Genomic DNA, 12516 nt, shown 5'->3' with positions numbered 1-12516 from the left:
GTCCGGCGTCGCGTCGGCGACCCCCCACGGGACGAGGGCCGGATCCGCGGCGCGGGCGGCCCAGGCGACACGAAGGAAGACGTGAGATCATGAGCGGAGCCGACACCAAGCCGAGCGAGGCCCTGAGCCCCATCGACAAGCTCAGCATCGATACCCTGCGCACCCTCGCCATTGATGCCGTGCAGAAGGCGAATTCCGGCCATGCCGGCGCCCCGATGGCGCTCGCGCCCGTGGCCTACACCCTGTGGAACCGGTACCTGCGCTACGATCCGGCGCATCCGCACTGGCCCAACCGCGACCGCTTCGTGCTCTCGGCGGGCCACGCCTCGATGCTGCTCTACGGCCTGCTGCATCTCGCGGGCGTCGCCCAGACCGACGGCGGCAACGAGCCGGCGGTGTCCCTCGACGACATCAAGAACTTCCGCCAGCTCGACAGCAAGACGCCGGGCCACCCGGAATACCACTTCACCACCGGCGTCGAGACCACCACCGGGCCGCTCGGCCAGGGGGTCGCCAATTCCGTCGGCATGGCCATGGGCGGGCGCTTCCTCGGCGAGACCCTGAACCGTCCCGACCTGCCGCTGTTCGACTTCAACGTCTACGCGATCTGCTCGGACGGCGACCTGATGGAAGGTGTGGCCTCCGAGGCCGCCTCCATCGCCGGGCACCTGCGCCTGTCGAACCTGTGCTGGATCTACGACAACAACACCATCACGATCGAAGGGCATACGGAACTGGCCTTCTCCGAGGAGGTCGCGACACGCTTCCTCGGCTACGGCTGGCAGGTGCTGCGGGTGGCCGACGCCAACGACGTCCACGCGATCTCGGGGGCCCTGGAGACCTTCCTCCAATCCAGTGACCGGCCGACGCTCATCGTCGTCAACTCGATCATCGGCTTCGGCGCCCCGAAGAAGCAGAACACCTCCAAGGCCCATTCCGACGCGCTGGGCGAGGAGGAGGCCCGGGGAGCCAAGCGCGCCTATGGCTGGCCCGAGGACGCGCAGTTCCTCGTGCCCGAGGGGGTGCGCGAAAACTTCCAGGCCGGCATCGGCGAGCGCGGCGCGGCGCTCTTCGCCGACTGGGAGCGGTTCATGGGGCAAGCCAAGGCCGCCGAGCCGGCGCTGGCCGAGGAGATCGACGCCCTGCACGCCGGCCGCCTGCCCGCGGGCTGGGACCGCGACATCCCGGTCTTCCCGGCCGACGCCAAGGGCATGGCGACGCGCGAATCGTCGGGCAAGGTCCTCAACGCGATCGCGAAGAACGTGCCCCACCTGCTCGGCGGTTCGGCCGATCTCGCCCCGTCGAACAAAACCAAGCTCGAATTCGAGGGCGCCGGCACCCTGACGCCGTTCGAGCCGGGCGGCCGCAACATCCATTTCGGCGTGCGCGAGCATGCGATGGGCTCCATCGTCAACGGCCTCGGCCTCGTGGGCCTGCGTGCCTACGGCGCCACCTTCCTGGTCTTCGCCGACTACATGCGCCCGCCCATCCGCCTCGCGGCCCTGATGGAGCTGCCGGTCTTCCACGTCTTCACCCACGATTCCATCGGGGTCGGCGAGGACGGGCCGACCCACCAGCCGGTGGAGCAGCTCCTCACCCTGCGGGCGATCCCGGGCCTCGTCACCCTGCGCCCGGCCGACGCCAACGAGGTCGCGGAAGCCTACCGGGTGATCATGGGCTTGAAGGACCAGCCGGCGGTGCTGGCCCTCTCCCGCCAGCCCCTGCCGACCCTCGACCGCTCGCAGTATGCGAGCGCCGCCGGAACCGCCAAGGGCGCCTACGTGCTCGCCGACTGTGAAGGCACGCCCGACGTGATCCTCATCGGCACCGGTTCCGAGGTGCAACTCTGCGTCGGCGCCTACGAGGCCCTCAAGGCCGAGGGCGTGAAGGCCCGCGTGGTCTCGATGCCGTCCTGGGACCTGTTCGAGCGCCAGGACGAGGCCTACCGCAACTCCGTCCTCATCCCGGACGTGCTGGCGCGGGTCGCCGTCGAGCAGGGCTCGGTCATCGGCTGGGACCGCTACGCCGGTTCCGCCGGCACGATCATCGGCATGCACACCTTCGGCTCCTCGGCGCCGATCAAGGACCTGCAGGCCAAGTTCGGCTTCACCCCCGAGAAGGTGCTTCAGGCCGCACGCGACCAGATCGCGCGGCACAAGAAGTAGGGTTCGGGGGTTTCTCGAAGGTGGGATGCGCTCCCCTCGTTGGAGGGGGGCGCATCCCGACATGATGGCTGAACGGCGCTCCCCCGCGTGAGCGCCACGCACCGCGACGGACGACGAGGAGTTTCCATGAATCCGCTCAAGGCTCTCTTCCCCGAACAGGGCCAGGCCGTGTGGCTCGACTTCGTCGCCCGCGGGTTCGTCCTCGACGGCAAGCTCAAGGCCCTGGTGGACGAGGACGGCCTGCGCGGCGTGACCTCGAACCCGTCGATCTTCGAGAAGGCCATCGGCGGCTCGCAGGAATACGATGCCGCCCTCAAATCGGTGATGGACCAGGGGGACGCCCGGGTCATCGACCTCTACGAGGGCTGCGCGATCGCCGACATCCAGGCGGCGGCCGACGTGCTTCGGCCGGTCTACGAGGCGAGCGACGGGGCCGACGGCTACGTCAGCCTCGAGGTCTCGCCCTACCTCGCCCTCGACACCGACGAGACCCTGGCCGAGGCCCGGCGGCTTCACAAGACGGTGGCGCGCGACAACCTGATGGTGAAGGTGCCGGCGACCCGTGAGGGCATCCCGGCGATCCGGGCGCTGACCGCCGACGGCATCAGCATCAACGTCACCCTGCTGTTCTCGGTGGAGACCTACGAGGCCGTGGCCCGCGCCTTCATCGACGGCCTGGAGGAATTCGGCGCCAAGGGCGGCGACGTCTCGAAGGTGGCGAGCGTCGCGAGCTTCTTCATCAGCCGCATCGATGTGGCCGTCGACAAGGCCCTCGACGACAGGATCGCCGCCACGGAAGGCGCGGATGAGAAGGCCGCGTTGGAGGCTCTCAAGGGCAAGGTCGCAATCGCCAACGCCAAGCTCGCCTACCAGCGCTACAAGGCGGTCTTCGCCGAGCCGAAATGGCAGGCCCTCGCCACCAGGGGCGCGAAGGCGCAGCGCCTGCTATGGGCGTCCACGGGCGTGAAGAACAAGGCCTATTCCGACGTGCTCTACGTCGAGGAGCTCATCGGCCCCGACACCGTCAACACCATGCCGCCGGCCACCATGGACGCCTTTCGCGATCACGGCACCGTGAAGGCCGCCATCGAGACCGACGTTCCTCGGGCCAAGGCCGTGATGGACGGTTTGGCCCGTGCCGGCATCGACATCGAGACGGTCGGCGACCAGCTCGTGGACGAGGGCGTGCAGCTCTTCATCGACGCCGCCGACAAGCTCCTCGGCGCGGTCGCGGGCAAGCGCATCGACTTCCTTGGGCCCAAGCTCGACGGCCAGACCCTGGTGCTCCCCGAGCCCATCGCGGCGGAAGCCAAGAAGGCCGTGGAAGCCTGGCGCGCGTCCGGCGCCATCCGCCGCCTGTGGGCCCACGACAAGACCGTGTGGTCGAATGCCGACGAGGACACCTGGCTCGGCTGGCTGCGCATCGTCGAGGACGAGCTCGCCCGCGTCTCCGACTACGCCGCCTTCGCCGACGACGTGCGCCAGACCGGCTTCACCGACGTGGTGGTGCTCGGCATGGGCGGGTCGAGCCTCGGCCCCGAGGTGCTGGCCGAGACCTACGGCACACGCGAGGGCTTCCCACGCTTACGCATCCTCGATTCCACCGACCCGGATCAGGTGCGCGAGACCGAGGCCGCGATCACCCTCGAGACGACGCTGTTCATCGTCGCATCGAAGTCCGGCTCCACCCTGGAGCCCAACGTCTTCCGCGACTACTTCCTCGGCCGGATGAAGGCGGCGGTGGGCGAGCGCGCCGGAGCGCATTTCGTCGCCGTGACCGATCCCGGCTCGGCCATGGAGGCGGCGGCCAAGGCCGACAACTTCCGCAAGATCTTCTACGGCGTGAAGCAGATCGGCGGACGCTACTCCGTGCTCTCGGCCTTCGGCCTCGTGCCGGCGGCGGCTTCCGGCATCGACGTGAAGGCGTTCCTCGACACCGCCCGCACCATGGTCCGCTCCTGCGGACCGGCCGTGCCGCCGGCGCAGAACCCCGGCGTCCTCCTCGGAACGGCGCTCGGGGCCGCCGCGCTCGCAGCCGGGCGCGACAAGGTCACGTTCATCGCCTCCCCGGGGATCGACACCTTCGGCGCCTGGGCCGAGCAGCTCATCGCCGAATCCACCGGCAAGGACGGCAAGGGCCTGATCCCCATCGACGGCGAGCCCGTCGACGTGCCGGCCGTCTACGGCCTCGACCGGATCTTCGTGTACCTGCGCCTCGACAGCCGGGCCGACGCCCGTCAGGACGAGGCCGTGCGCAACCTCGAGCGCGAGGGCCATCCCGTCGTCCACATCACCCTGGCGAACGAGGAGCAGCTGCCGCAGGAGTTCTTCCGCTTCGAGATCGCCACGGCGGTGGCCGGCGCGATGCTGGGCATCAATCCGTTCGACCAGCCCGACGTGGAAGCGAGCAAGATCGAGACGAAGAAGCTGTTCGACGCCGCCGAGGCGAGCGGGTCCCTGCCCGCAGAGACGCCGCTCTTCTCCGACGACACCCTCGCGCTCTACGCCGATGCGAAGAACGCCGAAGCCCTGCCCCAGGCCGGCGAAGGTCTCGACGCTGCGTTGAAGGCGCACCTCGCCCGCACCAAGGCCGGCGATTACGTCGCCCTGCTCGCCTACGTGGCGCGCAACCCGAAGCATCACGCGATCCTGCAGGATGCCCGCGTCGCGCTGCGCGACAAGACCCGGCTCGCCACCTGCCTCGAATTCGGCCCGCGCTTCCTCCACTCCACGGGGCAGGCCTACAAAGGCGGGCCCGACACCGGCGTCTTCCTCCAGATCACCGCGGACCCGTCGGAGGACCTGTCGATCCCGGGGCGCAAGCTCGGTTTCGGCACCGTGGTGGCGGCCCAGGCGCGGGGTGATTTTGCGGTGCTCGCCGAACGGGGCCGGCGGGCCCTGCGGGTCCACATCAGGGGCGGCGAGGTCGAGGCCGGCCTGAAGCGCATCGCCGCCGCGCTGAAGGCGGCTTTGGCGTAGGGCGGGCAGTTCGACGTTCCAGCGCTGCGTCATTCCGGGTCCGCCTCTGGCGCCCCGGAATGACGGCGCCGGTGATGAAGAGCCTTCTATTGGTTGTTTCGGCGCGGGGCCTCGGCGCCCCGCGTTCCTCACGCGACGGAGATCACCCATGCAACTCGGCATGATCGGCCTCGGCCGGATGGGCGGAAACATCGTCCGCCGGCTGCTGCGCGACGGGCACACGGCCGTGGTGTTCGACCAGAGTCCGGAGGCCGTGGCGGCCCTCGTCGCCGAAGGCGCTACCGGCGCGGCGAGCCTGGAAGAGTTCGTCGGCAAGCTTGATGGGCCGCGCACCGCCTGGGTGATGCTGCCGGCCGGCGCCGTCACGGAGGGCACGATCGCCACCCTCGCCGGCCTCATGGCCGCCGACGACGTGATCATCGACGGCGGTAATTCGTTCTACAAGGACGACATCCGCCGCGCCGCCGAACTGAAGCCGAAGGGCATCCATTACGTCGATGTCGGCACCTCCGGCGGCGTCTGGGGCCTGGAGCGCGGCTACTGCATGATGATCGGCGGCGACGCCGCGGCCGTCGTGCGCCTCGACCCGATCTTCAAGACTCTGGCGCCGGGCCCCGGCACCATCCCGAAGACCCCCGGCCGCGAGGGGCGCGATGCCCGCGCCGAGGACGGCTACATCCATGCAGGCCCGAGCGGCGCCGGCCACTTCGTCAAGATGATCCACAACGGCATCGAGTACGGCCTGATGCAGGCCTATGCCGAGGGCTTCGACATCCTCAAGCATGCGAACTCGACGGACCTCCCCGAGGGCCAGCGCTTCGACCTCAACATCGGCGACATCGCCGAGGTGTGGCGCCGCGGCAGCGTCGTCTCGTCCTGGCTCCTCGACCTCACGGCCGGGGCACTCGCGGGTGACGAGAGCCTGTCGAACTTCTCGGGCTTCGTCGCCGATTCCGGTGAAGGTCGCTGGACCCTCAATGCGGCCATCGAGGAATCCGTGCCCGCCAACGTCCTCTCGGCGGCCCTCTACGCCCGCTTCCGTTCCCGCGAGGATGCGAGCTACGCCGACAAGCTGCTGTCCGCCATGCGCAAGGGGTTCGGCGGACACCAGGAGCCGAAATAGGGGCCGCACCGCATCCCCTTCGATCGACGCGCCGAGACCTTCCGAAACGAGGAGCCGCGATGATCCCCCTGCCCAACGATGCAGACCTTCTCGCCGATGCGGACGCCGTCGCACGGGCGGCGGCGGACCGGCTCGTCGCCCTCTCCGAAGCATCGCCGGAGGGGGGCATCGCCGTCTGCCTCTCGGGCGGTTCGACGCCGAAGCGCCTCTACGCCCTGTTGGCTCGCCCCGAGTATGCGGACGCCCTCCCCTGGGCGCGCCTGCACTGGTTCTTCGGGGACGACCGACACGTGCCGTGGGACGATCCGGAGAGCAATGTCCGCGCCGCCCAGGACGCATTCGGGGATGCGCCGATCCCGCCCGGGCATCTCCATCCCATCCCCACGGGCGGTACCCTGGAGGCCGATGCCGCCGCCTATGAATCGGTACTGAAGGCGTTCTACGGAGCCGAGACCATCGATCCCGACCGCCCCCTGTTCGACCTCGTTCTCCTCGGCCTCGGCGAGGATGGGCACACCGCTTCGCTGTTCCCGGGCAAACCGGCCGTCGAGGAGAGCGGCGCCTGGGTCGCTCCGGTGCCGGAGGCGGGCCTCGCCCCGTTCGTTCCCCGGATCACCCTGACCTTCCCGGCCCTCGCATCCGCGCGGCATGTTCTGGTGTTGGTCACGGGGGCGTCCAAGCGACGACCGCTCGAGCGCCTCGCCGATGGTGAAGACCTGCCGGCGGCCCGCATCGCCGGACCGGTGACGTGGCTCCTCGATCGCGCCGCCGCCGACGCCTGACGATCAGTTCGAGGTCGCGACGATCCACGGCGAGATGATGCGCATGGACGCCGTCTCGGCCTGGACCGGGGCGACGGCGGTCGGCGGAACCTTGCGTGCCTGGGCCGTCATTCGCCGGGCTTCCGCGGCCGGGATCGCTCCGGCGGGCATCACCATGGCGGAGAGCAACGTCCGGGTATGCCTGTCGATGAAGGCGGACCGCCCAATGCTCTCGAAATCGCGCGCCGCGTGGCGCTTGTCCGGATCGCCGGTGAACACCTTCACGCCGTCCTTCAGAACGACGATGTCGCCGGGTCGCAAGGTCGGATCCTTCATGAACGCGGCGGCGGCACCCGCGCTCATGTCCAGAGGCACCTGGCGGTCGCCGACGTGGAGCTTGAGCGGTTCTGCCTTCGGCAGGGCGGCGTAGCGCGTCATCGGGCGTGGCCGCCTGTTCAGGGCCCGGGCGGCACGGCGGACATCCGTCTGACGCGCGCCCAGGGTGTCCGGTGCGGGCACGGGTTGCACCGCCGCGGGCGGGCTCGGCTGGAACAGGCGTTGGAACAGGCCGCCCAATCCGTCATCGGCCGCGAAGGCGGGCCTCGGCAGGGCGAGGCACAGGCTGGCGAGGAGGGTGGCGGCAGCGGCGCCACGCACGAAAGGCCGGGCTCGGGTCATGGGAATTCGGCTCTCGTTGTCAATCCCCGCTGCACGCCGGGATGAGCCGTTAACGGATCCTCAATCTGAACAGTTCCCATCGATTCGTGGGCTTTGTCGCGAATGCTTAGGATCGTCTGAGGCCGATCGCGCGAATTCCTCCGGCGGGTCGGGAGGGCCGACGGCCGGACTCCGGATATAGCTCTTCCCGCCACCGATAGACCCTCGATGCATCCGTTGTGAGGCGGGAGCGCGAGGCGGCATGCAAGGCCACACCGACGACTTTTTATTGGAACATGGGAAACGATCGGCATCTGACGACTTGAACGTCCCTGTGACTCATCTCTCCCGGCGAATGGATCGCCGCGATGGGAGAGATCGCCCCGGGAGCAAGCGGTCCGTGAACGAAACCAATTCCCTTCTCTATTGCGGTGCCGCCGCCTTCGATCCCGTGACCTACGGCGTCGCCCAGGGCCTGTCCGAGATGTTTCCGCTCGTGGAGCACCCGGCGGGACTCGCCGGCGACGAAGCCACGCCGCAGGACGCAGAGGGATCGGACGCCGCATCCTGATCCGCTCGGACGCCCGCCGCCGCGCTCGGGTGATCGGCACAGCAAAGCCACCGTATCGGGAATGATCAGGTTCATTCGGCGGGGGACGGTTTTTCGTATCCAGGTCGGATTAGGCCCGATCGCTACGGTGAGCCGGCGAACGACGTCCGGTCAAGCGCATGCATCGTGGCGATCAAGACTGACCCAATCGCTGTGCAAGCGGAACGATTGGGCGATCCCGTTGATTGATTGGGTCCTCAGCTCAAGGAGAATACCGTGAACCGGACCCTGCAAACCCTCGCTATCCTGACGGTCCTCGGCGCCGGCCCGGCCTTGGCCCAGACCACCGTGACCGGAACTCCCGCCCCCGACGCCAAGTCCAGCGCCACGTCCGGCGGCCAGGAGGCCGTGACCCGGCCGAACACCGACAAGCCCGATGCCACCAAGCCCGGAACGGCCCACGCCGCCACGGGTGCGAAGCTCGAAGAGGGCGCGAACAGCTTCACCGAGGCCCAGACGCATCACCGCCTTACGGAAGCCGGGTACAAGGACGTCAAAGGTCTGACCAAGGACGAGAAGGGCATCTGGCGCGCCAACGCGATGCTCGACGGCAAGCCCGTCAAGGTCGGCGTCGATTTCAAGGGCAACGTCGCCGCGCAGTAAGCGCGACCTCGACCAATCCTTCACGATCCGAACAGGAGTCCACCATGGCACACCAGACCATCACGGCCCTCTACGACAATTACGATGATGCGAGCGCCGCCGTCGCCAAGCTCGAAGCGCAGGGCATTCCCCACAGCGACATCAGCATCGTCGGCAGCAACGAGGGCGATCGCCACAGCGGACGCGTCGGTACGCACGCGACCACGACCGGCCACACCGACACGACGGAGAGCGCGGCCACCGGCGCCGGTACCGGCGCGACCGTCGGTACGGTCCTGGGCGGTGCCGCCGGCCTCCTCACCGGTCTCGGTCTGCTCGCCATACCGGGCGTCGGCCCCGTCGTCGCGGCCGGCTGGCTCGTCGCCACCCTCACGGGTGCCGGCATCGGCGCGGCAGCGGGCGGTCTGGCCGGTGGTCTCACCGGTGCGGGCCTGAGCGAGACGGATGCGCACACCTATTCCGAGGGCGTGCGCCGCGGCGGCACCCTCGTGACGGTGCGCGCGGACGAGACCCGCTCGGCGACCGTCATGGACGTTCTCGAGGAGCATGGCTCCATCGACATCGACGAGCGCGCTCAGGGCTGGCGCGCCGAGGGTTGGACGGCACCGCAGGCCGCTTCCGCCGCGCATCCGAGCGCACTTCCGAGCGCTGCCGATGGACGGACCCGCGTTCGGGCATACCCGTCGAACCCCGTCTAAGGTTCGCGCCGCTTCGGTGAAAGACAACGCCCCGCGATCCGTCGCGGGGCGTTTTTCGTGACCGAAACCCCGGTCGCGCCACGCACACGAAAGAACCGCACCGCGCTTCGCGCGATCCGGCTGCTGACAGAGCTGCAAAGAGAAAGATGGGTCCCGGAGCCGAAGCCCCGGGTTCTGTTTCGACGGTTACCCTACCGCAAGATGCTTACGCCGCGAGGCGGGCATCCATGACAACGTTATCGTTGGCATTTAGAGTTTTGGTCAGATGCCTGGAATAGGGGTTACCTACGCCAAACCGGTCGAAACCTTACCGACAGTCGCATCGTATCCCACCGAAGTGAGACTGAACTCGCGATCCCTTTACCGCCCAGTCGATCCTATTTCGCCCCCATCAGAAGCCCAACGCTACCCGGATGTCCCGCGATGAGCTTTTGGTGGAGGCGCCGGAGTACTGCCCTCCGGGTCCTGAAACGTTATTATGAACCGGTCATCAACCGCACTCGGAATATAGGTGATGCCTCGCCCCGGGTCCAGTCCGGGCTGCACCGAAACGATGCCCACGGTCCGCTCCCGCCCTATGCCGTCTCATCTTGGCCGGCGTACCAGTCCGCGTAAGGCGTGTTGCGCGCGAGGCGGCGGTTGAGATCCGGCGCCCCATCCGTCCACCAAACCGGCCCACGCTCGCCGAGACCTCGCTTGGCGCGATCGACGGCCGCTCGGGCGTCCGCGACGGCGGCCGCGTCGTCGCCCTTTCGGCCGGCCTTCACCGCACGCCGGGCATCCATGAGACCGTGCACGAGACGATCGCGGACATCTGCGGACAGATCCGGCCGGGCCCGCCGCCAGAGCCGCCCCCGCACGACGATGTAGCGACCGTCCGGCGTCTCCAGGACCCGACGGTCAGGCGCGGGCGTGACGCTGTTCATCGATAAGCGCCTCGACGGCCGCGATGGTATTCTCCAGATCGGCGATCCGGCGCAACATGCTGTCCGGTGGCAACATGGCGACTTTCGCAGCGTCCAGGATGAGATCGCGCTGAGCATTCTTCAGGCGGTCGAGAAGAGCTTCCAAGTCTGACATGGGCTCGCCTTACGGCATCGCTCGGCAAAGTGGAATCCGATTCTGACGAAAGCCGACCCGGCCGACGACTGCCTGCGGACTTGTCCGCAACGTCGTTCGCCGATCGGGTTCATCCGAAGGCGTTTCGCCGGAAGCGTCGAAGCCAGTCTCGGAAAGCGCTCGGAATTCGCATCGGTCGGAAACAGAGATCAGAGCTCGCAAGGCTCGGGGGACCGTTCGATGAGGACCGCAATCGCATCGAGCAGCGCCGTGTCCTCGCCGGCCATCGCGTCCATGGCTCTCATGCGGCGCAGAACCGTACCGGCGATGGCTTCCTCCACCGTGGCTTCCGCGAACGCGTAGTAGATCGTCGCCTGCTCCCCGTCGCGATGGCAGCGGCCCTCGATCTGTGCGACCTGGATCGCGCTGTGGCGCATGTCGTGGATGACGAGGGCACGCACCGCCTCGCCCCCCGGCATCTCGTTGCGGTGGAGCGAGATCGATTCCGTGACGGTGAAGACCATGACGTCGCGTGCGCCGGACTGGAATGCCACCCGTTCGCTCTCGTTCGTCCCGGCGTCCCGCGTTCCGTCGATGCTGCCCACACGCCAGCCGCGTCGGGCTAGAATTTCGGTGAGGGCGGCGCCCGTTTCCAGGAAGGCGACGGAGATCGCCACAGCCTGGCCGGCTTCGAGCAGGGTCTCGACGAAATCCGCCGTGCCGTCGACGCGCAGAAGGCTGGCCTTCTGCCGAAAGCGCAGATCGGCCGCCCACCCGGCCGGGCGGCGGCCGCTCCCGCCGAGCAGGCCCCAGGCCCGGCGAAACTCCCGCCAGTTGGCATCGTAGAGCCGGCGCGCCGCTGGATCGAGGGCGGTGGCGGCGAGCTCACGCTGCACCTCGGGCCAACCGGCGATGTCGCCCGGACGCCGGCGCAGGCCGATGGCCTTCGATCCCCCATAGAGAAGATCCGCCATCACTGCGCAGTCGCGCGCATTGGCGGTCCAGCTCCAATTGACCCACCGGCCCTTCGCCCCACCGATGCCGAGGCTTCGCAGGAGGATGCGGAAGTCGGCCAGGGTCTCGCAGGGAGAGCCGGCGGCAGCCCCGAGGAGTCGGCCGAGATAGGACAGTTCGTGCGGCGCCTGACCCGCGGTGGCACTGAGATAGACCGTGAAGGTGGCAGCTTCCGCGATCTGGCGGCAGACCAGGCTCTGTTGGGCCGTCGGATTGCGCAGGCGGTGGCTCTCGTCGAAGGCGACGAGGGGCCAGGTCCGTTTCAGGACCCCGCGCTTGGCGAGTTCGTTGTTCTTCGCCCGCGTCGACCGTTTCGTGCTCGCGGCCGGGGGGGCCATGAGCGATTTGGTGCGCTCGTAATTGATGAGCGTCACGGCCTTCGGCGCCAGGCCCGCCTGCGCGATGGTCCGCCGCCATTGCGGCATGGCGCCCTTCGGGCAGACGATGAGGATCTCGGATTCAGGCATGCGCGCCAGGGCGCTCCACACCGACAGGGTCTTTCCCAGCCCCGTCATGTCGCCGAGCAGGAAACCGGGTTTCCTGTCGGCCCGCGCCTCTAGGATGGTCCGAGCCGCCTCCTCCTGATGCGGACGAGGAACGAGGAGGTCTGGCGACTCGGCGATGGGACCGGCTCCTTGGCACAGCGAAAAGCCCCCGACCGTGAGGTTGGGGGCTTTTGGTTTGTTGTTGTGATGTTGGTTGCGGGGACAGGATTTGAACCTGTGACCTTCAGGTTATGAGCCTGACGAGCTACCGGGCTGCTCCACCCCGCGCCAGGGTGTTTTGCCTTTTGGGCAAGTTCGGATCGTCTGGAGGGGATGTGATGTGCTGTGCAGGTCTGGCGGCG

At 68.5% G+C, this 12516-nt stretch carries 11 protein-coding genes, 1 tRNA gene and 1 other RNA gene; 7 read left to right on the top strand and 6 right to left on the bottom strand.

Annotated features, from left to right (window positions below; translation table 11 throughout):
* The first annotated feature begins 89 nt into the window (after positions 1–89).
* From tkt to pgl, 4 genes are all read left to right on the top strand, one after another.
* Complete coding sequence (gene tkt, locus ASF52_RS04640) at positions 90–2165, top strand: transketolase (RefSeq protein WP_056168438.1); 2076 nt, start codon at positions 90–92, stop codon at positions 2163–2165.
* A gap of 126 nt (positions 2166–2291) precedes the next feature.
* Complete coding sequence (locus ASF52_RS04635) at positions 2292–5144, top strand: bifunctional transaldolase/phosoglucose isomerase (protein ID WP_056168435.1); 2853 nt, start codon at positions 2292–2294, stop codon at positions 5142–5144.
* A gap of 148 nt (positions 5145–5292) precedes the next feature.
* The gene (gene gnd / locus ASF52_RS04630; RefSeq protein WP_056168432.1) at positions 5293–6267 is read left to right on the top strand and encodes a phosphogluconate dehydrogenase (NAD(+)-dependent, decarboxylating); all 975 of its coding nucleotides are present in this window, start codon (positions 5293–5295) and stop codon (positions 6265–6267) included.
* Positions 6268–6326: 59 nt separating this feature from the next.
* Positions 6327–7049: a 6-phosphogluconolactonase gene (gene pgl / locus ASF52_RS04625; protein ID WP_056168429.1), complete on the top strand. Its 723-nt coding sequence runs from the start codon at positions 6327–6329 to the stop codon at positions 7047–7049.
* A 3-nt stretch (positions 7050–7052) separates the two neighbouring features.
* On the opposite strand, the gene ASF52_RS04620 is transcribed toward pgl, so the two are convergent.
* A complete protein-coding gene (locus tag ASF52_RS04620; RefSeq protein ID WP_082478979.1) occupies positions 7053–7706 on the bottom strand; it encodes a hypothetical protein in 654 nt (217 codons plus the stop codon).
* 379 nt (positions 7707–8085) lie between these two features.
* Between ASF52_RS04620 and ASF52_RS22425 the strand changes: the two genes are divergently transcribed.
* The 3 genes from ASF52_RS22425 (at position 8086) to ASF52_RS04610 (ending at position 9596) form a co-directional block, all read left to right on the top strand.
* Positions 8086–8256 carry a hypothetical protein gene (locus tag ASF52_RS22425; RefSeq protein ID WP_156368948.1) on the top strand — a complete coding sequence of 57 codons (171 nt, stop codon included), beginning with the start codon at positions 8086–8088 and terminating at the stop codon, positions 8254–8256.
* A 255-nt stretch (positions 8257–8511) separates the two neighbouring features.
* A complete protein-coding gene (locus tag ASF52_RS04615) occupies positions 8512–8898 on the top strand; it encodes a hypothetical protein (RefSeq protein WP_056168604.1) in 387 nt (128 codons plus the stop codon).
* Between the two features lie 44 nt (positions 8899–8942).
* Positions 8943–9596 carry a general stress protein gene (locus tag ASF52_RS04610; protein WP_056168426.1) on the top strand — a complete coding sequence of 218 codons (654 nt, stop codon included), beginning with the start codon at positions 8943–8945 and terminating at the stop codon, positions 9594–9596.
* Positions 9597–9759: 163 nt separating this feature from the next.
* On the opposite strand, the gene ssrA is transcribed toward ASF52_RS04610, so the two are convergent.
* From ssrA to ASF52_RS04590, 5 genes are all read right to left on the bottom strand, one after another.
* Positions 9760–10133: a transfer-messenger RNA gene (ssrA, locus tag ASF52_RS21855) on the bottom strand.
* A 38-nt stretch (positions 10134–10171) separates the two neighbouring features.
* The gene (locus tag ASF52_RS04605) at positions 10172–10522 is read right to left on the bottom strand and encodes a hypothetical protein (protein WP_056168423.1); all 351 of its coding nucleotides are present in this window, start codon (positions 10520–10522) and stop codon (positions 10172–10174) included.
* Positions 10497–10667 (bottom strand): hypothetical protein, encoded by a 171-nt coding sequence (locus ASF52_RS04600; protein WP_443136652.1) that lies wholly within the window; start codon positions 10665–10667, stop codon positions 10497–10499. Before ASF52_RS04600 ends, ASF52_RS04605 begins: the two co-directional genes overlap by 26 nt.
* A gap of 197 nt (positions 10668–10864) precedes the next feature.
* The gene (locus ASF52_RS04595) at positions 10865–12292 is read right to left on the bottom strand and encodes a DEAD/DEAH box helicase family protein (protein ID WP_056168600.1); all 1428 of its coding nucleotides are present in this window, start codon (positions 12290–12292) and stop codon (positions 10865–10867) included.
* Between the two features lie 73 nt (positions 12293–12365).
* A tRNA-Met gene (locus tag ASF52_RS04590) sits at positions 12366–12442 on the bottom strand.
* Positions 12443–12516 lie beyond the last annotated feature (74 nt).

The sequence above is a fragment of the Methylobacterium sp. Leaf112 genome (genome assembly GCF_001423295.1).
Lineage (GTDB): Bacteria > Pseudomonadota > Alphaproteobacteria > Rhizobiales > Beijerinckiaceae > Methylobacterium.
This window is presented reverse-complemented; position numbering and strand designations above follow the sequence as displayed.

Excerpts from the sequence above, each read along its gene's own strand:
- tkt (WP_056168438.1), top strand. The coding sequence starts at position 90 with ATGAGCGGAGCCGACACCAAGCCGAGCGAGGCCCTGAGCCCCATCGAC.
- ASF52_RS04635 (WP_056168435.1), top strand. The coding sequence starts at position 2,292 with ATGAATCCGCTCAAGGCTCTCTTCCCCGAACAGGGCCAGGCCGTGTGG.
- gnd (WP_056168432.1), top strand. The coding sequence starts at position 5,293 with ATGCAACTCGGCATGATCGGCCTCGGCCGGATGGGCGGAAACATCGTC.
- pgl (WP_056168429.1), top strand. The coding sequence starts at position 6,327 with ATGATCCCCCTGCCCAACGATGCAGACCTTCTCGCCGATGCGGACGCC.
- ASF52_RS04620 (WP_082478979.1), bottom strand. The coding sequence starts at position 7,706 with ATGACCCGAGCCCGGCCTTTCGTGCGTGGCGCCGCTGCCGCCACCCTC.
- ASF52_RS04610 (WP_056168426.1), top strand. The coding sequence starts at position 8,943 with ATGGCACACCAGACCATCACGGCCCTCTACGACAATTACGATGATGCG.
- ASF52_RS04605 (WP_056168423.1), bottom strand. The coding sequence starts at position 10,522 with ATGAACAGCGTCACGCCCGCGCCTGACCGTCGGGTCCTGGAGACGCCG.